The organism is Sporosarcina sp. Y1009 (assembly GCF_057669865.1).
The window spans coordinates 27,079-45,989 of record NZ_JBYHFO010000018.1 but is presented as its reverse complement, the minus strand read 5'-3'; the positions used below and the strand labels follow the sequence as shown (position 1 = coordinate 45,989).

Annotated in this window: 26 protein-coding genes; all 26 read right to left on the bottom strand. The window is 41.5% G+C overall.

Annotation, left to right across the window (positions count from 1 at the left end):
• Positions 1 to 5: 5 nt before the first annotated feature.
• The 26 genes from rpsE to rpoC all read right to left on the bottom strand — a co-directional run bounded on the left by rpsE (position 6) and on the right by rpoC (position 18,894).
• Positions 6 to 506 (bottom strand): 30S ribosomal protein S5, encoded by a 501-nt coding sequence (gene rpsE, locus AC25Y1_RS16785; protein ID WP_488149151.1) that lies wholly within the window; start codon positions 504 to 506, stop codon positions 6 to 8.
• 21 nt (positions 507 to 527) lie between these two features.
• Positions 528 to 890: a 50S ribosomal protein L18 gene (gene rplR / locus AC25Y1_RS16780; RefSeq protein WP_488149150.1), complete on the bottom strand. Its 363-nt coding sequence runs from the start codon at positions 888 to 890 to the stop codon at positions 528 to 530.
• A 32-nt stretch (positions 891 to 922) separates the two neighbouring features.
• Complete coding sequence (gene rplF, locus AC25Y1_RS16775) at positions 923 to 1,462, bottom strand: 50S ribosomal protein L6 (protein ID WP_488149149.1); 540 nt, start codon at positions 1,460 to 1,462, stop codon at positions 923 to 925.
• Between the two features lie 30 nt (positions 1,463 to 1,492).
• Entirely contained in the window at positions 1,493 to 1,891 is a 399-nt protein-coding gene (gene rpsH / locus AC25Y1_RS16770) for a 30S ribosomal protein S8 (protein ID WP_488149148.1), read from the bottom strand.
• 29 nt (positions 1,892 to 1,920) lie between these two features.
• Entirely contained in the window at positions 1,921 to 2,106 is a 186-nt protein-coding gene (locus AC25Y1_RS16765; RefSeq protein WP_488149147.1) for a type Z 30S ribosomal protein S14, read from the bottom strand.
• A gap of 19 nt (positions 2,107 to 2,125) precedes the next feature.
• Positions 2,126 to 2,665: a 50S ribosomal protein L5 gene (rplE, locus tag AC25Y1_RS16760; RefSeq protein WP_488149146.1), complete on the bottom strand. Its 540-nt coding sequence runs from the start codon at positions 2,663 to 2,665 to the stop codon at positions 2,126 to 2,128.
• A 26-nt stretch (positions 2,666 to 2,691) separates the two neighbouring features.
• A complete protein-coding gene (gene rplX / locus AC25Y1_RS16755; RefSeq protein WP_488149145.1) occupies positions 2,692 to 3,003 on the bottom strand; it encodes a 50S ribosomal protein L24 in 312 nt (103 codons plus the stop codon).
• A gap of 34 nt (positions 3,004 to 3,037) precedes the next feature.
• Entirely contained in the window at positions 3,038 to 3,406 is a 369-nt protein-coding gene (rplN, locus tag AC25Y1_RS16750; RefSeq protein WP_488149144.1) for a 50S ribosomal protein L14, read from the bottom strand.
• 39 nt (positions 3,407 to 3,445) lie between these two features.
• Complete coding sequence (rpsQ, locus tag AC25Y1_RS16745) at positions 3,446 to 3,709, bottom strand: 30S ribosomal protein S17 (protein ID WP_488149143.1); 264 nt, start codon at positions 3,707 to 3,709, stop codon at positions 3,446 to 3,448.
• A gap of 17 nt (positions 3,710 to 3,726) precedes the next feature.
• Positions 3,727 to 3,927: a 50S ribosomal protein L29 gene (gene rpmC / locus AC25Y1_RS16740; protein WP_172370534.1), complete on the bottom strand. Its 201-nt coding sequence runs from the start codon at positions 3,925 to 3,927 to the stop codon at positions 3,727 to 3,729.
• A complete protein-coding gene (gene rplP / locus AC25Y1_RS16735) occupies positions 3,917 to 4,351 on the bottom strand; it encodes a 50S ribosomal protein L16 (RefSeq protein WP_488149142.1) in 435 nt (144 codons plus the stop codon). Before rplP ends, rpmC begins: the two co-directional genes overlap by 11 nt.
• Before the next feature lies 1 nt (position 4,352).
• Positions 4,353 to 5,012, bottom strand: a complete 660-nt coding sequence (rpsC, locus tag AC25Y1_RS16730; protein ID WP_488149141.1) for a 30S ribosomal protein S3 — start codon at positions 5,010 to 5,012, stop codon at positions 4,353 to 4,355.
• A gap of 3 nt (positions 5,013 to 5,015) precedes the next feature.
• The gene (gene rplV, locus AC25Y1_RS16725; RefSeq protein ID WP_488149140.1) at positions 5,016 to 5,360 is read right to left on the bottom strand and encodes a 50S ribosomal protein L22; all 345 of its coding nucleotides are present in this window, start codon (positions 5,358 to 5,360) and stop codon (positions 5,016 to 5,018) included.
• Positions 5,361 to 5,379: 19 nt separating this feature from the next.
• Entirely contained in the window at positions 5,380 to 5,658 is a 279-nt protein-coding gene (rpsS, locus tag AC25Y1_RS16720) for a 30S ribosomal protein S19 (RefSeq protein WP_210471053.1), read from the bottom strand.
• A gap of 60 nt (positions 5,659 to 5,718) precedes the next feature.
• Positions 5,719 to 6,546: a 50S ribosomal protein L2 gene (rplB, locus tag AC25Y1_RS16715; protein ID WP_488149139.1), complete on the bottom strand. Its 828-nt coding sequence runs from the start codon at positions 6,544 to 6,546 to the stop codon at positions 5,719 to 5,721.
• Positions 6,547 to 6,593: 47 nt separating this feature from the next.
• The gene (gene rplW, locus AC25Y1_RS16710) at positions 6,594 to 6,878 is read right to left on the bottom strand and encodes a 50S ribosomal protein L23 (protein ID WP_488149138.1); all 285 of its coding nucleotides are present in this window, start codon (positions 6,876 to 6,878) and stop codon (positions 6,594 to 6,596) included.
• Positions 6,878 to 7,501 carry a 50S ribosomal protein L4 gene (rplD, locus tag AC25Y1_RS16705; protein WP_488149137.1) on the bottom strand — a complete coding sequence of 208 codons (624 nt, stop codon included), beginning with the start codon at positions 7,499 to 7,501 and terminating at the stop codon, positions 6,878 to 6,880. The genes rplW and rplD overlap by 1 nt, the downstream gene beginning before the upstream one ends.
• A 25-nt stretch (positions 7,502 to 7,526) precedes the next feature.
• Positions 7,527 to 8,156 carry a 50S ribosomal protein L3 gene (gene rplC, locus AC25Y1_RS16700; protein ID WP_488149136.1) on the bottom strand — a complete coding sequence of 210 codons (630 nt, stop codon included), beginning with the start codon at positions 8,154 to 8,156 and terminating at the stop codon, positions 7,527 to 7,529.
• Positions 8,157 to 8,234: 78 nt separating this feature from the next.
• Complete coding sequence (rpsJ, locus tag AC25Y1_RS16695; RefSeq protein WP_172370526.1) at positions 8,235 to 8,543, bottom strand: 30S ribosomal protein S10; 309 nt, start codon at positions 8,541 to 8,543, stop codon at positions 8,235 to 8,237.
• A 270-nt stretch (positions 8,544 to 8,813) separates the two neighbouring features.
• Complete coding sequence (locus AC25Y1_RS16690) at positions 8,814 to 10,133, bottom strand: Na+/H+ antiporter family protein (protein ID WP_488149135.1); 1,320 nt, start codon at positions 10,131 to 10,133, stop codon at positions 8,814 to 8,816.
• Between the two features lie 276 nt (positions 10,134 to 10,409).
• Entirely contained in the window at positions 10,410 to 11,597 is a 1,188-nt protein-coding gene (tuf, locus tag AC25Y1_RS16685; RefSeq protein ID WP_488149134.1) for an elongation factor Tu, read from the bottom strand.
• 117 nt (positions 11,598 to 11,714) lie between these two features.
• Positions 11,715 to 13,793, bottom strand: a complete 2,079-nt coding sequence (fusA, locus tag AC25Y1_RS16680) for an elongation factor G (protein ID WP_488149133.1) — start codon at positions 13,791 to 13,793, stop codon at positions 11,715 to 11,717.
• Between the two features lie 46 nt (positions 13,794 to 13,839).
• Complete coding sequence (rpsG, locus tag AC25Y1_RS16675; protein ID WP_488149132.1) at positions 13,840 to 14,310, bottom strand: 30S ribosomal protein S7; 471 nt, start codon at positions 14,308 to 14,310, stop codon at positions 13,840 to 13,842.
• A gap of 74 nt (positions 14,311 to 14,384) precedes the next feature.
• Positions 14,385 to 14,804 carry a 30S ribosomal protein S12 gene (rpsL, locus tag AC25Y1_RS16670; protein WP_488149131.1) on the bottom strand — a complete coding sequence of 140 codons (420 nt, stop codon included), beginning with the start codon at positions 14,802 to 14,804 and terminating at the stop codon, positions 14,385 to 14,387.
• A 104-nt stretch (positions 14,805 to 14,908) separates the two neighbouring features.
• A complete protein-coding gene (locus AC25Y1_RS16665; RefSeq protein WP_488149130.1) occupies positions 14,909 to 15,157 on the bottom strand; it encodes a ribosomal L7Ae/L30e/S12e/Gadd45 family protein in 249 nt (82 codons plus the stop codon).
• A 134-nt stretch (positions 15,158 to 15,291) separates the two neighbouring features.
• On the bottom strand, positions 15,292 to 18,894 hold the full coding sequence (rpoC, locus tag AC25Y1_RS16660; protein ID WP_488149129.1) for a DNA-directed RNA polymerase subunit beta': 3,603 nt from the start codon (positions 18,892 to 18,894) through the stop codon (positions 15,292 to 15,294).
• Positions 18,895 to 18,911: the final 17 nt, after the last annotated feature.

Genomic DNA, 18,911 nt, shown 5'->3' with positions numbered 1-18,911 from the left:
CCCCCTTAACCTAGCAGTTCTTCTACAGTTTTTCCGCGCAATTTTGCAACATCTTCTGCACGTTTCAAATTCTCTAGTCCTGAAATCGTTGCACGTACCATGTTAATTGGTGTGCTTGAACCAAGGGATTTTGAAAGAATATCTGTAATACCAGCTAGTTCGAGTACAGCACGGACAGGTCCGCCTGCGATAACTCCAGTACCAGGTGCAGCAGGTTTAATTAGAACTTGACCTGCACCAAAGCGTCCAAGAATTTCGTGTGGTGTTGTTCCTCTAACCATTGGCACGGTAATTAGGTTTTTCTTAGCATCTTCAATTGCTTTGCGGATAGCCTCTGGAACTTCTTGTGCTTTCCCAGTTCCAAAACCGACTCTACCGTTTTTGTCGCCGACTACAACGAGAGCAGTAAAACGGAAACGACGTCCACCTTTTACAACTTTAGCAACACGGTTAATCGTAACTACGCGTTCTTCAAATTCACTTTTATTCTGATCATTACGACGCATTAAATATGTCCCTCCTTTTAATTAAAATTCCAGACCATTTTCACGTGCTGAGTCAGCTAGAGCTTTTACACGGCCGTGAAATAGGTAACCGCCACGGTCGAATACAACCGACTTGACGTTTTTCTCTCCGGCTTTACTCGCGATTAACTCGCCAACTTTAGCAGCAGCTTCAGTGTCCGCTTTAGACTCTAGACCAAAGTCTTTATCCATTGTCGATGCGCTTGCAATCGTTACTCCACTAACATCATCAATCAATTGAGCATAGATATGCTTGTTTGAACGATAAACGTTTAAGCGAGGACGTGCTGCAGTACCGCTAATTTTTCGACGTACGCGTGAATGACGCTTTTTACGGACAGCGTTTCTATCATTTTTCGTAATCATCGTGGTCACTCCTTCCAAATACCTATGCGGTATTATTTACCTGTTTTACCTTCTTTACTACGTACTTTTTCGCCTTGATAACGAATTCCTTTACCTTTATATGGCTCAGGTGGACGTACTTGACGAATCTTAGATGCAAGAGCACCAACGCGTTCTTTATCAATACCAGTTATTTTAATTTTAGTATTTTCAGGAACTTCGATCTGAACACCATCTTCCGGTATAAATTCAACCGGATGAGAATAACCGACGCTAAGAATTAGTTTGTTTCCTTGAAGTTGTGCACGGTAACCTACCCCAACAAGTTCAAGTGAACGTTCAAATCCTTTAGAAACGCCTGTCACCATATTATCTAAAAGTGAACGTGTTGTTCCATGGATAGAACGGTGTTGTTTTGATTCTGATGGTCGAATTAACGTAATAACGTTATCTTCTTTTTCGATCTTAATATCTTGGTTAAATTTATTTGTAAGTTCGCCTTTTGGTCCTTTAACAGTTACCACGTTATCTTCTAAAAGAGTAACTGTAACTTGTTCAGGTACTTCAATCGGCTTTTTTCCTATACGGGACATTCAATTGCACCTCCATTCAATTGTTACAAATTACCAGACGTAAGCTACGACTTCGCCGCCTACTTGTTTAGCACGTGCTTCCTTGTCAGTAAGGATGCCGTTAGATGTAGAAACGAGTGCGATACCTAAACCATTCAATACTTTTGGAACTTCCTCGGATTTTGCATAAACACGAAGACCAGGTTTTGAAATACGTTTAAGACCAGTAATAACTCGTTCTTCATTTTGACCATATTTAAGGAAGATTCGGATGATGCCTTGTTTGTTGTCTTTAACAAATTCAACATCACGGACGAAACCTTCACGCTTTAGAATTTCAGCAATTTCTCTTTTCATGTTTGAAGCAGGTACTTCTAGCTTCTCGTGACGAACCATGTTCGCGTTACGGATGCGAGTAAGCATGTCTGCGACCGGATCACTCATTGTCATTTCATTGACCTCCTTCCCATATTAGGGGATTACCAGCTTGCTTTTTTAACGCCAGGAATTTGTCCTTTGTACGCTAGTTCGCGGAAACAAATACGGCAAAGCATGAATTTACGATATACAGAATGCGGTCGTCCACAACGTTCACAACGCGTGTACTCTTGCACTTTAAATTTATGTGTACGTTTTTGTTTTGCAATCATTGATTTTTTAGCCATGATTTCGCCTCCCTCTTATTTACTTCTGGAATGGCATGCCGAACTGCTTAAGCAATTCGTGTGCTTCTTCATCTGAATTAGCAGTAGTTACGATGTTGATGTCCATACCACGAATTTTAGATACTTTGTCATAGTCGATTTCAGGGAAGATTAATTGCTCTTTAACACCAAGCGTATAGTTTCCACGACCGTCGAATGCTCTTTTTGAAACACCGCGGAAGTCACGAACGCGTGGTAATGAAATAGAAATCAGTTTATCTAGGAATTCATACATACGCTCACCGCGTAATGTAACTTTAGTTCCAATTGGCATTCCTTCACGAAGACGGAATCCAGCGATTGATTTCTTCGCTTTTGTGACGACTGGTTTTTGACCAGAAATGATTGTCAAATCTTCTACAGCAGCATCGAGTGCTTTCGTATTTTGAACAGCGTCACCAACACCCATGTTGATTACGATTTTGTCCACTTTAGGAACTTGCATCACTGATGTATATTCAAACTTGCTCATGAGAGCAGGTGTAACTTCGTTTACAAACTTCTCTTTAAAACGGCTCATCTATTGGACCTCCTTTCAACGGCTACTTATTTATCCAGTACTACACCGGATTTTTTAGCAACACGAACTTTTTTGCCATCTTCAATCTTGTACCCTACACGAGTTGGCTCGTTAGTCTTAGGGTCGATTAGCATGACGTTTGAAACATGGATCGCTGCCTCTACGCTCATAATTCCGCCTTGAGGGTTTTCCTGATTTGGTTTTGTGTGTTTCTTAACGATGTTTGCACCTTCAACAATCACACGTTCCTTTTTAGGAATAGCTGCTAGGATCACGCCGGTCTTGCCTTTGTCTTTCCCGGAAATGACCATAACTTTATCGCCTTTTTTTACATGCATTCTGTCGCACCTCCTGTTTGCACTGTCATGTTAATTAAAGTACTTCTGGAGCCAGAGAAATAATTCTCATGAAATTGTTGTCGCGTAGTTCGCGAGCAACAGGTCCAAAAATACGTGTTCCACGTGGGCTCTTATCGTCCCGGATGATTACGCATGCGTTCTCATCAAATGTAATATATGATCCGTCGTTACGACGAACACCAGTTTTTGTACGCACGATAACAGCCTTGACGACTTCACCCTTCTTAACAACGCCACCTGGTGTTGCTTTTTTCACTGTACAGACAACTACATCACCAATATTGGCTACTTTGCGTCCAGTACCACCAAGTACTTTAATTGTAAGAACTTCACGAGCGCCAGAGTTATCGGCGACTTTCATACGACTTTCTTGTTGAATCATTGAGGCTACCTCCCCTCGGATTTAAGGATCCGATATCTATTAAATAACGATTGCTTTTTTGACGATTTCAGTTAGGCGGAAACGTTTTGATTTTGATAGCGGACGCGTTTCTGTAATGCGAACGATATCTCCCATTTTAGCTTCGTTCAACTCGTCATGAACTTTATGCTTCTTAGAATACTTCATGCGTTTACCGTATAAGGAATGCTTCTTTTGCGTTTCGACAAGTACTGTAATTGTTTTATCCATCTTGTCAGAAACAACGCGCCCCGTATACACTTTGCGCTCATTACGCTCAGTCATAGTTGGAACCTCCTTCATCAGTTATTTGCACTGATTTCTCTTTGACGTATTACTGTTTTCATGCGCGCGATCGATTTACGAACTTGACCGATGCGTGCAGTGTTTTCTAATTGACCAGTCGCCAATTGGAAGCGAAGGTTGAAAAGCTCTTCTTTCAGTGATTTCACTTGTTGCTCAATCTCTGCAGTTGTTAAGTCACGGATTTCTTTAGCTTTCATTAGATTCACCACCAATTTCTTCACGTTTTACAAACTTACTTTTAATAGGAAGCTTGTGAGATGCAAGACGAAGTGCTTCACGAGCTACCTCTTCTTCGACACCTGCAATTTCAAACATGATTCTACCAGGTTTAACAACTGCTACCCAGCCCTCAACAGCACCCTTACCGGAACCCATCCGAACTTCAAGAGGCTTTTTTGTATATGGTTTGTGTGGGAAAATATTGATCCAAACTTTCCCGCCACGTTTCATGTAACGTGTCATTGCGATACGTGCTGCTTCAATTTGACGGTTTGTGATCCATGATGCTTCAAGAGCCTGTAGACCGTACTCACCAAATTCAACTGTTGCTCCACCTTTTGTTGTTCCACGCATGTTACCGCGGAATACACTACGATATTTAACTCGTTTAGGCATTAACATATTAGTTGCCTCCTTCCTCAGAGTTCTTCTTTCTCGCTGGAAGGACTTCTCCTCTGTAAATCCATACTTTTACGCCAAGCTTACCAAATGTAGTATCAGCTTCTGCATGTGCATAATCAATATCTGCACGTAAAGTATGAAGAGGAACAGTACCTTCACTATAGTGTTCTGCACGAGCGATGTCTGCACCGCCAAGACGTCCAGAAACTTGTGTTTTAATTCCTTTCGCACCAGCGCGAAGTGTACGTTGAATTGCTTGTTTTTGCACACGACGGAATGAAACACGGCCTTCTAATTGACGTGCGATACCTTCTGCTACTAATTTCGCGTCAAGATCTGCACGTTTGATTTCGATAATGTTGATGTGAACACGTTTGCCTGTAATTGAATTTAATTGTTTACGGAGAGCTTCAACTTCGGAGCCACCTTTACCAATTACCATTCCAGGTTTCGCAGTGTGAATAGAAATGTTTACACGCTTTGCAGCACGTTCGATTTCTACTTTAGAAATAGATGCATCAACTAATTTCTTGTCAATATACTCACGAATCTTTATGTCTTCATGCAATAATGTTGCATAATCTTTTTCTGCATACCATTTTGACTCCCAGTCACGGATGATACCGACCCGTAAACCGTTAGGATGTATTTTTTGACCCACGAATTATCCCTCCTTCTTCTCTGCTACCACGACAGTGATGTGGCTTGTGCGTTTGTTGATAGCACTCGCGCGTCCCTGTGCACGTGGGCGGAAACGTTTCAATGTCGGTCCTTCATCAACGAAGATTTCGCTAACAATTAGGTCTTCGACATTCATTTCATAGTTATGTTCAGCGTTTGCGACGGCTGAATTTAATGCTTTTTCTACAACTGGAGATGCCGCTCTAGGCGTCAGGCGTAGAATTGCCACAGCTTCACCGATTTTCTTACCTCTGATAAGATCAACCACAAGACGAACTTTACGAGGAGCAATACGGACTGTGCGGGCAGTAGCTTTAGCTTGTTGCATCAGATTTACCTCCTCTCAATTAACGACCTGTTTTCTTATCGTCTCCACCGTGATTTCTAAAAGTACGTGTTGGAGCAAATTCACCTAGTTTGTGACCTACCATATCTTCAGTTACATAGACTGGTACGTGTTTGCGACCATCATATACTGCAATCGTCATTCCGATGAAAGACGGGAAAATTGTTGAACGTCTTGACCATGTTCTAATTACTTGTTTTTTCTCTGAACCTTTTTGTGCATCGACTTTCTTTAAAAGATGATCGTCTGCAAAAGGTCCTTTTTTCAAGCTTCGGCCCATGTCAGAACCTCCCTCCTTGATTTTACTACGGCCCAGGTATTGAACCGCAGTGATTCTAACTTACTTCTTGCGACGACGAACAATATGTTTGTCAGATGCATTGTTTTTCTTGCGTGTTTTGTAACCAAGTGTTGGCTTGCCCCATGGTGTAAGTGGTGATGGCATACCGATTCCAGTACGTCCTTCTCCCCCACCGTGCGGGTGATCGTTCGGGTTCATTGCTGATCCACGTACTGCCGGGCGTTTACCCAACCAACGTGAACGACCTGCTTTACCGATGTTAATAAGTTCGTGTTGTTCGTTTCCAACTTGACCGATTGTTGCACGACAAGCAGAAAGGACCATACGTACTTCACCAGATTGAAGACGAATAATAACATATTTACCTTCACGACCTAGAAGTTGAGCAGATGTACCAGCTGAACGTACAAGTTGCCCACCTTTTCCTGGTTTCAATTCAATGTTATGAATCGTTGAACCCATTGGAATGTTTTCAAGAGGAAGTGCGTTACCTACTTTAGCATCAACATCTGGACCTGACAAAACTGTCATTCCAACTTGAAGACCCTTTGGAGCAAGGATGTAACGTTTTTCTCCATCCACATAATTTATTAATGCGATATTCGCAGAACGGTTTGGATCGTATTCGATCGTAGCAACGCGTCCTGGAATGCCATCTTTCCGACGTTGGAAATCGATGACACGGTATTGGCGTTTATGGCCTCCACCTTGGTGACGAACAGTAGTCCGACCTGTATTGTTACGTCCGCCTGACCGTTTAACCGGTGCTAGCAATGATTTTTCTGGTTTATCCGTAGTAATTTCGGCGAAATCAGAAGAAGTCATATTACGACGTCCATTAGAGGTAGGTTTGTATTTTTTAATCACCTTGTTTTCCCTCCTTCATATAATCATGTTTCTAAACTAATAGAAACTTATAGTTCGAATAGTTCAATGTCGTTTGAGTCGTTAGTTAGTGTAACAATCGCTTTACGGCGTTTGTTTGTGTAACCAGCGTGTTTACCCATACGCTTGAACTTGCCTTTGTAGTTTTGCACATTTACTTTTTCAACTTTTACTCCGAAGATTTCTTCAACAGCGTGCTTAACTTGTGTTTTGTTTGCGCGCGTGTCAACATCGAAAGTATATTTTTTGAATTCCATTTGATCAGAAGTACGCTCGGTAATGACCGGACGTTTTAAAATATCACGTGCTTCCATTAACCAAGCACCTCCTCTATTTTTTCTATTGCTGCTTTAGTTACTACAAATTTCTCATGTGCAACGATGTCTAAGACATTAAGGCTGCTTGCAGCAACTACACTGATTCCAGGAATGTTACGAGCGGACAATGCCACCGTTTCATCGAGGTCTGCAGTAACAATCAATGCTTTTTTGTTAACTGAAAGATCTTTTAATACTTGTACGAACTCTTTTGTTTTCGGTGCATCAAATGTTAGTGCGTCAAGAACGATAATGTTCTCTTCACGTACTTTTGATGAAAGTGCAGATAAAAGAGCGATTCTGCGAACTTTTTTCGGTAGTTTGTATGCATAACTTCTTGGTGTTGGACCAAATACAACTCCACCGCCGCGCCATTGTGGTGAACGGATTGAACCTTGACGTGCACGACCTGTACCTTTTTGACGCCATGGTTTACGTCCGCCGCCAGCAACTTCAGAACGGTTTTTTACTTTGTGGTTACCTTGGCGTAGTGATGCGCGCTGTTGGACCAATGCTTCAAACAAAATCGCTTCATTTGGCTCAATTCCAAAAACAGCATCGTTTAATTCAATTTCGCCAACTGAAGAACCAGTTTGACTTAGAACGGATACTTTTGTCATTCCAACTTCCTCCTTCCTTTATTAATTAGTTCCCTTTAATCGCGCTTTTCACTTGAATAAGTGATTTACGTGATCCTGGAACGTTACCTTTGATAAGTAATAAGTTGCGCTCAATGTCAACTCTTACAATTTCAAGGTTTTGAATCGTTGTTGTTTGATTACCCATACGGCCTGGTAGTCTATGTCCTTTGAACACACGTTGTGCATCAACAGATCCATTTGAACCTGGTGAACGGTGAAAACGTGATCCGTGACTCATAGGTCCCATTGAATAGCCATAACGTTTAATAACACCTTGGAAACCTTTACCTTTTGATGTACCTACAACGTCGACAACATCGCCCTCTGCGAATGTATCAACTTTGACTTCTTGACCAACCTCGTGTGCGTTAACGTCCAATCCACGGAATTCGCGGATGAAGCGCTTAGGCGTTGTTCCAGCTTTCGCAACGTGTCCTTTTTCAGGTTTGTTAGATAGCTTGTCTCTTTTATCATTAAATCCTAGTTGGATTGCTTCATAGCCGTCCGTTTCTTGTGTCTTCTTTTGAAGAACAACGTTTGGAGTAGCTTCAATCACTGTTACTGGGATTAGATCACCGTTTTCAGCAAACACTTGCGTCATACCGATTTTTTTCCCTAAGATTCCTTTGGTCATTTGTCACACCTCCTGTAATTTATAAAAAGTCTTTTTCCAAAACACATTTGGTTTTGAAAATAACTTTCTTTGTTTCAATTATAATTTGATTTCAATGTCTACGCCTGATGGTAAATCGAGTTTCATTAACGCATCGACAGTTTGTGGTGTCGGGTTAACAATATCGATAAGACGTTTATGTGTGCGCATTTCGAACTGTTCACGTGAATCCTTGTTAACGTGCACTGAACGTAGAATAGTATAAACAGATCTTTCTGTCGGTAGTGGTATCGGACCCGATACACTTGCTCCAGAACGTTTTGCAGTTTCTACAATCTTTTCAGCAGACTGATCAAGGATACTGTGATCATATGCTTTTAAACGAATACGAATCTTTTGTTTTGCCATTACTTTCCCTCCCTTTCGCCTAATTAATAGACATTCTCCACGAAAATTTCCCACATACTCGCCATGGCAATGCGGCCGGGTGTGTCGGCAACCTCTCGCTTCATCGCAGTCAAAGAGCAACATTCAACATTATACACAAGGAAAAAGAATTCCGCAAGTCTTTTGGCGAAATTCTTTTCGATGCTTCCGATGTTTCGATGCTTTGTTTATTATAATCGGTGTTTCGTAGATATGCAACATAGAAACGATTAGTCGGAAAAATTACTTTGCTTAAGCTAGTAACATAACTCCAATCCAACCAAAGATGAGGAGCGGAATGCTAAAGTGAATAAATGTCGGCACACAGGAATCCCATATGTGATTGTGTTGCCCATCCGCATTCAACCCTGCTGTTGGCCCTAACGTCGAATCAGAAGCAGGTGATCCGGCATCTCCGAGCGCTGCAGCTGTACCGACTAGCGCAATGATTGAAATCGTACTAAACCCGAGTGCCATACTCAATGGAACAAAGATCGAGGCAATGATTGGAATCGTAGCAAACGAAGATCCTATTCCCATCGTCACGATTAAACCAACGACTAACATTAATAATGCAGCCAGTCCCTTATTATCCCCTAACAATTCGCTTGACCCTTCTACTAACAATAGCACATGACCAGTTTCATTAAGAACAGACGCAAACCCATTAGCCGCAATCATAACAAATCCTACGAAAGCCATCATTTTCATGCCATCGTTAATTAGATCGTCTGCTTCTTTCCATTTTAATGCGCCCGTAACATATAGAATGAGTATTCCTGTTACCGCACCCGCAATCATGGACTCTGTTGGTATTTGCACAGCTAACGTTCCAATTAATGCAATGACAGTAAATACTAGATTACGTGTTTTAACTTCAATAACATTTTCCGTTACCACAATTTGCTTATCTTCATAAACTCTTGGTTTACGATACGAAATGAAAACGGCTATTAACAAACCAACAACCATTCCTAGTATAGGAATAATCATCGCTTTTGGAATATCCGCCATATCTATCGTGAGGCCAGCAAGTTTCATTTGCTTTGCTAATAAGTCATGAAAAATAAAACCAAAACCATATGGTAAAAGCATATAAGGCACAGTCAAGCCAAATGTCAGTACAGACGCAATCAAACGTCGATCTATTTTCAACATGTTTAATACATGTAGAATTGGTGGTACCAATAATGGAATGAATGCAATATGAATGGGTATTAGATTTTGAGAAAATATCGACATCAGAAGTATCAATAAAATGATTAAAACTTTTCCAAGTGCTGCACGATCTGAACCACCATCTTTTTTGATGACTTTTAACATCCCATTAACAAGCAATTGCGGAATTCCTGTTTGGGAAATCGCGACTGCGAATCCACCCAACAATGCATAGCTTAACGCTATGTTCGCACCATCTCCAAGCCCTTTTGAAAATGCATCAATAGTCGCTTCAATTGAAAGGCCACCCGTTAAACCACCCGCTATTGCGCCTACAACCAATGCCAATACGACATTCACACGAATTAGACTCAAGAATAACATAACTACAACTGCAATCAGAACAGCATTCAATATATTTCACTCCTAAATATTTCATCACGCTAAAGCACTAAAGTGTACTTTACTAAGTTAACAAAATCCACAATGTCTGTCAACAAACATAATTTAACAATGAAAATGAGCGCGAGGAATCTTGAATTCATTCTAGTTTATTGTAAATTTAATAGGTGATCGTAGATTGAGGGATTTTCTCACCAAAGTTAGATTGAACTTCTTCAGGAAAGTCATACAACTAAACAATAAAAAAACTCCCACCACGTCTGGTAGGAGTTTTCGTATTAGTTTCGATTATTTTTGGATTGAAGCAACTACGCCAGATCCAACAGTACGTCCACCCTCACGGATAGAGAAACGCGTACCCTCTTCAAGAGCGATTGGAGAAATGAGTTCGATCTTCATTTCAATGTTGTCGCCAGGCATAACCATTTCTACGCCTTCTGGAAGTGCAATAACACCCGTTACGTCAGTTGTACGGAAGTAGAACTGAGGACGGTAGTTTGAGAAGAATGGCGTATGACGGCCACCCTCTTCTTTTGATAGAACATAAACTTCAGAAGTGAAGCTTGTGTGCGGAACAATAGTACCTGGTTTAGCTAGTACTTGCCCACGTTGGATATCTTCACGAGACACTCCACGAAGAAGTGCACCGATGTTGTCTCCAGCTTCTGCGTAATCTAGAAGTTTACGGAACATTTCTACACCTGTAACAGTTGTTTGTTTAGCTTCTTCAACAATACCGATAATATCAACAGTATCGCCTACTTTAACTTGCCCACGCTCAACACGTCCTGTTGCAACAGTACCACGACCTGTGATTGAGAATACATCCTCAACAGGCATCATGAATGGTTTGTCAGTTTGACGTGGTGGTGTTGGGATATAGTCATCAACAGCAGCCATTAGTTCCATAATTTTATCTTCGTAAGCTTCGTCGCCTTCTAGTGCTTTAAGCGCTGAACCTTGGATAACAGGAATGTCATCGCCAGGGAAGTCATACTCAGAAAGAAGATCACGGATCTCCATTTCAACAAGTTCAAGTAGTTCTTCGTCGTCAACCATGTCACATTTGTTCATGAAGACAACTAGGTATGGAACACCTACGTTTTTAGAAAGTAGAATGTGTTCACGAGTTTGTGGCATTGGGCCATCAGCTGCAGATACAACTAGAATCCCACCGTCCATTTGTGCTGCACCAGTAATCATGTTTTTAACGTAATCCGCGTGACCTGGGCAGTCAACGTGCGCGTAGTGACGGTTTTCAGTTTCGTACTCGATGTGAGACGTGTTAATCGTGATTCCACGCTCTTTTTCTTCAGGTGCGTTATCAACTTGGTCATATGACTGAGCTGTCCCACCTAGTCTTTTCGCAAGAACTGTTGCGATTGCAGCTGTTAGTGTTGTTTTACCATGGTCAACGTGACCAATTGTTCCAATATTAGCATGTGTCTTGGAACGATCGAATTTTTCTTTACCCATTATGGAAAGCCTCCTTAAAATATAAACATTTAATAGTTTTTATAGCTATTGGAGCATAAAGCTCCAACAGCTTAGTACATATAAATTACTTATACTAGAATTCGCAGCGAATTACAATTATTCGCCTTTATTCTTTTTAATAATTTCTTCTGAAACTGATTTTGGTACTTCCTCATAGTGATCGAACACCATTGAGAAAACTCCACGTCCTTGTGTGTTAGAACGAAGTGAAGTTGCATAACCAAACATTTCAGCAAGTGGAACCATTGCAGCAACAACTTGTGCGTTACCACGTGCTTCCATTCCTTCAACACGTCCACGGCGTGATGTAATATCACCCATGATGTCTCCCATGTACTCTTCAGGAATGATGACGTCGACTTTCATCATTGGCTCAAGAATTACCGGGTTAACTTTAGAAGCTGCGTTTTTAAGTGCCATAGAACCAGCAATTTTAAACGCCATCTCGTTGGAGTCAACATCATGGTAAGAACCGTCGTAAAGACGTGCTTTAATGTCGATTAGTGGATATCCTGCGATTACCCCGTTATCGAGTGCATCACGGATACCCGCTTCAACAGAACCGATGTATTCGCGTGGAACAGATCCTCCGACAATATTGTCGATAAATTCGAAACCTGCACCCACTTCGTTTGGTGAGAATTCAACCCAAACATGTCCATATTGTCCACGTCCACCAGATTGACGAACGAACTTACCTTCAACTTCCGCAGCTTGGCGGAATGTTTCACGATAAGATACTTGTGGAGCACCAACGTTTGCAGCAACGTTAAACTCACGACGCATACGGTCAACGAGTACGTCAAGGTGAAGTTCACCCATACCTGCAATAATAACTTCGCCAGTTTCCTCATCAGTATGAGCATGGAAAGTTGGATCCTCTTCTTGTAACTTAACTAAAGCTTGACCCATCTTATCTTGGTCTGCTTTTGTTTTAGGTTCAATTGCAACTGAAATAACTGGTTCTGGGAAGTCCATAGATTCGAGAATAACTGGAAACTTCTCGTCACATAGTGTATCTCCTGTACCCGTATCTTTCAATCCAACTGCAGCAGCGATATCTCCGGAATGTACTTCAGAAATTTCTTCGCGGGAATCAGCATGCATTTGTAGAATACGTCCTACGCGCTCACGCTTATCTTTAGAAGTGTTCTGAACGTATGATCCAGCTTTTAGTGACCCAGAATATACACGGAAGAATGTAAGTTTCCCTACATAAGGATCCGTCATAACTTTAAACGCAAGTGCTGAGAATGGGCCATTGTCGTCTGCTGGACGTGTAACTTCTTCTTCCGTATCAGGATTAGTACCTGTCATCGGAATAACGTCAACTGGTGAAGGAAGGTAGTCAATAACTGCGTCAAGGACGAGTTGAACACCTTTGTTTTTGAACGCAGTTCCACATACGACCGGATAAAAATCTACGTCGAGTGTCGCTTTACGAATTGCTCCTTTGATTTCAGCTACAGATAGCTCTTCGCCGTTCAAATATCTCTCCATTAAATCTTCATCAAACTCAGTAACCGCTTCGATTAACTTTTCACGGTATTCTTCTGCTTGTGCAAGATGTTCTTCAGGGATTTCACGGACTTCAACATTCATACCAGTGTCATCGCCGTAGAAAACTGCGTTCATTTCAACTAAATCAATAATCGCTTCAAAGTGATCTTCCGCACCAATTGGTAATTGGATTGGGTGTGCATTAGCACCTAGACGATCATGGAGTGTACTAAGTGAGTAAAGGAAATCTGCACCTGTTTTGTCCATTTTGTTTACAAAGACTAAGCGTGGCACTTTATAGTTTGTAGCTTGACGCCAAACTGTTTCAGTTTGTGGTTCAACTCCTGATTGTGCATCAAGAACCGTTACAGCACCATCAAGTACACGTAAAGAACGTTCTACTTCAACTGTGAAGTCTACGTGACCTGGTGTATCGATGATGTTTACGCGGTGACCTTTCCATTGAGCTGTTGTAGCGGCAGAGGTGATTGTAATTCCACGCTCTTGCTCTTGCTCCATCCAGTCCATTTGAGATGCGCCTTCATGTGTTTCACCTAGCTTGTGAATACGACCAGTGTAATAAAGGATGCGCTCAGTTGTCGTTGTTTTACCAGCGTCGATGTGAGCCATGATTCCAATGTTACGAGTATTCTCTAAGGAGAACTCTCTTTCCATGTTGTTTATCTCCTTCCGTGGATTAGACTTTTAATAATGTCCGATATTACCAGCGGTAGTGAGCGAATGCTTTGTTCGCTTCTGCCATTTTGTGCAATTCTTCACGTCTTCTGACGGATGCACCTGTGTTGTTAGACGCATCTAGAATTTCATTTGCAAGACGCTCTTCCATTGTTTTCTCACCGCGTTGACGGGAGTAGTTTACGAAATAACGTAAACCTAAAGTTGTACGGCGTTCAGGACGTACTTCAACTGGAACTTGGTAGTTCGCTCCACCGACACGGCGTGCACGAACTTCTAGTACCGGCATAACGTTTTCTAATGCTGCTTCAAATACTTCCAATGGATCTTTCCCAGAACGTTCTTTGACAAGTTCGAACGCACCATAGAGGATTTTTTGTGAAGTACCTTTCTTTCCGTCAACCATCATTGAGTTAATAAGACGTGAAACCAGTTTTGAATTGTAAATTGGATCTGGTAGAACATCACGTTTAGCTACTGGACCTTTACGAGGCATATTGTTTCCTCCTTTCGATTTCGATAGGATATGTAAGCATCTAAAAGCTCACAAAATCTCTAGTTTTTTTATGATTACTTCTTAACTTTTGGCTTTTTAGCTCCATACATTGAGCGACTTTGCATACGGCCAGTTACACCAGCTGTATCAAGTGCACCACGTACGATATGGTAGCGAACACCCGGTAAGTCTTTTACACGTCCACCGCGAATAAGTACAACGCTGTGTTCTTGTAAGTTATGACCTTCACCAGGGATATAAGCATTTACCTCTAAAGTGTTAGTCAAACGAACACGTGCATATTTACGAAGTGCCGAGTTCGGTTTCTTTGGTGTCATAGTTCCAACACGCGTACACACACCTCGTTTTTGTGGTGAGTTTACGTTTGTCATTGACTTTTTGAAGCTGTTATAAGTTTTCCCAAGTGCCGGAGCTTTTGATCCTGCAACCTTTGATTTGCGTGGTTTGCGGACTAATTGGTTAATTGTAGGCATCGGTTTTGTCCTCCTCTCGAAAGTAAATTTGTAAGACCACACATCCAGGTGGTTCATTTTTGGGGTAAAAACAAAGTCTTTATGCTAATACAGCATAAAAACGGTTATTCAGTAATCGCAACGACAGCTGCATTTACTTCAATACCACATGATTTTCCAAGTTTTTCCTTTGAATCGACATAAGATACTGGAATGCGATGAAGTTCAGCAATCTCCAATACAGGAGTAATCAATCGTTTCTCTGAATCGTGAGCAATGATGATTTCTTTTGCTTCACCTTCACGAATTGCTTTTACTGCTTGCTTTATACCGATGATTGTTTTCTTTGCCTGGGTTACTTTTTCATAAGACATTTACATATCCTCCAAAGTACAGACATATTACTATCAACCTTTTGTATATTATCACCTGTATCCAAAAATGTCAATAGATAATTAAAAAAATTACGGAGAGATTTAATTTTACTCTCTCCGTAATTTCAAAGAGCTTATTCAGCTTTTATTTTTTCGTCGGCGCCTTCTACTGATCCATGAGTCATCTCAATCTGACGATAACGTTGCATTCCGGTTCCTGCTGGCACTAGTTTACCGATAATGACGTTTTCTTTCAGACCAAGTAACTCATCCATTTTCCCTCTAATTGCTGCATCTGTTAGGACACGTGTAGTTTCCTGGAACGATGCTGCTGATAAGAATGATTCAGTTTCAAGTGACGCTTTTGTAATTCCAAGAATCACTGGACGACAAGTCGCTGGGACTTTGCCGAGTTCGAACATTTTATTGTTTGCTTCTGCAAACTGATGAATGTCGACAAGTGATCCAGGTAATAAATCAGTGTTTCCTGCCTCAATAATATTCACTTTACGAAGCATTTGGCGAACCATTACTTCGACGTGTTTATCACCGATTTCAACACCTTGCATACGGTAGACTTTTTGTACTTCTTTTAATAGATACTCTTGAACTGTTGCAACATCTTTTACAACAATCAGCTCTTTAGGATCGATAGAACCTTCAGTAAGTGTTTGACCACGTTCGATTTCATCGCCGACTTTAACCGTGAAGCGCGCGTTGTATGGTCCAAGGTATTTACGTGTTTCTACGCTACCTTCGATCGTAATCTCATGCTGACCTTCACGAATTTCATCGATTTCCGTAACGTTTCCGTTGATTTCCGAGATGACTGCTTTACCTTTAGGGTTACGCGCCTCGAAAATTTCTTGGATACGTGGAAGACCTTGAGTAATATCGTCTCCTGCAACTCCACCTGTGTGGAATGTACGCATTGTAAGTTGTGTTCCAGGCTCTCCGATTGATTGTGCAGCGATAATTCCAACTGCTTCCCCAACTTCGACTTGTTCACCTGTTGCCAAGTTAATCCCGTAACACTTTTTACATACGCCGTGCTTCGTATCACATGTAAAGGCCGAACGGATCGAAACCTTTTCAATGCCTAATTCAGTAATGATACGTGTCGTATCTTCATCAATTAGTTCGTTTCTGCCCAGGATAACTTCCCCAGTTTCAGGATGATAAATTGTTTTCTTAGTGTATCTTCCGAAAACACGCTCATCGAGTCTTTCGATGACTTCTGCGCCTTCCATAAGTGCGCCAATATCTAATCCACGATCCGTACCACATTCGTCTTCTCTGACAATTACGTCTTGCGCAACGTCTACAAGTCGACGAGTTAGGTAACCTGAGTCAGCTGTCTTAAGCGCCGTATCTGCAAGTCCTTTACGCGCACCGTGAGTGGATATGAAGTACTCAAGAACTGTAAGACCTTCACGGAATGATGACTTAATCGGGAGTTCAATAATACGTCCTGCCGGGTTGGCCATCAGACCACGCATTCCTGCAAGTTGCGTGAAGTTAGAGACGTTACCACGTGCACCTGAATCACTCATCATGAAGATCGGATTCAAGTGATCAAGTGACTCCATCAATCGCTCTTGGATGTCATCTTTTGCAGCACTCCAGTAAGCAATAACTCTGTCATATCGCTCTTCGTCAGTGATTAAACCACGTCGGAATTGCTTTAACACGTTATCCACTTTCTTTTGTGTTTCATCGAGAACTATATCTTTATCTGGAAGAACAATAATATCGGACATTCCGATAGTAATTCCAGCACGTGTTGAATATTTAAAGCCAAGATCCTTCATCCGGTCGAGCATTCTTGAAGTTTCTGTAATATGGAAACGTTTGAAGATTTCTGCGATGATGTTCCCGAGAATATTCTTCTTAAACGGTTCTACAAGTTCAGTTTTTTCATAGTGCTCTTTTACATTTTCTGTACCAGATAGGAAGTACTTATCTGGCGTTTGAATCTGCAAGTTAAAGTCTGTTGGCTCATTAATATAAGGGAACGATTCCGGCAAAATATCATTAAAGATAACTTTACCGACAGTCGTTAGTAAAAGTTTCCCATTTTGTTCTTCAGTAAATGTTGGGTTATTCAGCGAACCAGCTTGAACAGCGATACGTGTATGAAGATGAACATACCCATTAGTGTAGGCAATCATTACTTCATCAGTACCACGGAATACTTGCCCCTCACCTGTTGCGCCTTTACGTTCCAGCGTTAAGTAATAGTTTCCTAAAACCATATCCTGTGAAGGTGTAACAACTGGCTTTCCGTCTTTCGGGTTCAAAATGTTTTGAGCCGAAAGCATCAGAAGACGTGCTTCCGCTTGTGCTTCTGCTGACAAAGGTACGTGAACAGCCATTTGGTCACCATCAAAATCCGCGTTGTATGCAGTACATACAAGAGGATGAAGGGTAATCGCACGACCTTCGACTAGTACCGGTTCAAATGCTTGAATTCCAAGTCGGTGAAGCGTTGGTGCTCGGTTTAACAATACTGGGTGTTCTTTAATAACTTCTTCGAGAACGTCCCAGACATCCGAATGCAGGCGTTCGATTTTTCGTTTTGCACTCTTAATATTATGAGCTAGACCACGTTCAACGAGTTCTTTCATAACAAAAGGCTTAAACAATTCGATTGCCATTTCTTTCGGCAAACCACACTGATACATTTTCAAGTTCGGTCCAACAACAATTACAGAACGACCTGAGTAGTCAACACGTTTACCAAGTAAGTTTTGACGGAAACGACCTTGTTTCCCTTTCAACATATGCGAAAGTGATTTCAATGGGCGATTTCCTGGACCAGTAACTGGACGACCACGGCGACCGTTATCAACGAGCGCGTCAACTGCTTCTTGAAGCATACGCTTTTCGTTTTGGACGATAATTCCCGGTGCACCAAGATCAAGAAGTCTTTTCAGACGGTTATTCCGGTTAATAACTCGACGGTACAAATCATTCAAGTCAGAAGTCGCAAATCGACCACCGTCAAGTTGAACCATCGGTCGTAATTCAGGCGGAATAACTGGTAATACCTCAAGAACCATCCACTCTGGTTTGTTGCCTGAGTTACGGAATGATTCAACAACATCCAAACGTCTAATTGCACGAGTACGGCGTTGTCCTTGAACAGTTTTAAGCTCTTCTTTTAAGGATTCTGTTTCTTGATCTAAATCGATTGCTCTAAGGAGACGTTCAATTGCTTCCGCACCCATTAGTGCTTCGAATTTATTGCCATATTTTTGTCTATATGCACGATATTCTCTCTCAGAAAGCAATTGCTTTCTTTCAAGTGGTGTATCTGCAGGTTCAACGACAACATATGAAGCGAAATAAATAATTTCTTCCAATGCGCGTGGTGTCATATCAAGAATAAGACCCATACGGCTTGGGATTCCTTTAAAGTACCATATATGCGTGACTTGAGCCGCAAGCTCAATGTGGCCCATGCGTTCACGACGTACTTTTTGACGCGTTACTTCTACTCCACAGCGATCACAAACGACACCTTTATATCTGACGCGTTTATACTTACCACAATGACATTCCCAATCTTTTGTAGGACCAAAAATACGTTCACAGAACAGACCCTCTTTTTCTGGTCTCAATGTACGGTAGTTAATTGTTTCTGGCTTTTTGACCTCACCATAGGACCAAGAACGGATTTTATCCGATGAAGCGAGGCCTATTTTCATATACTCAAAGTTGTTTACATCTACCAAGGAGCCTACCTCCCTTT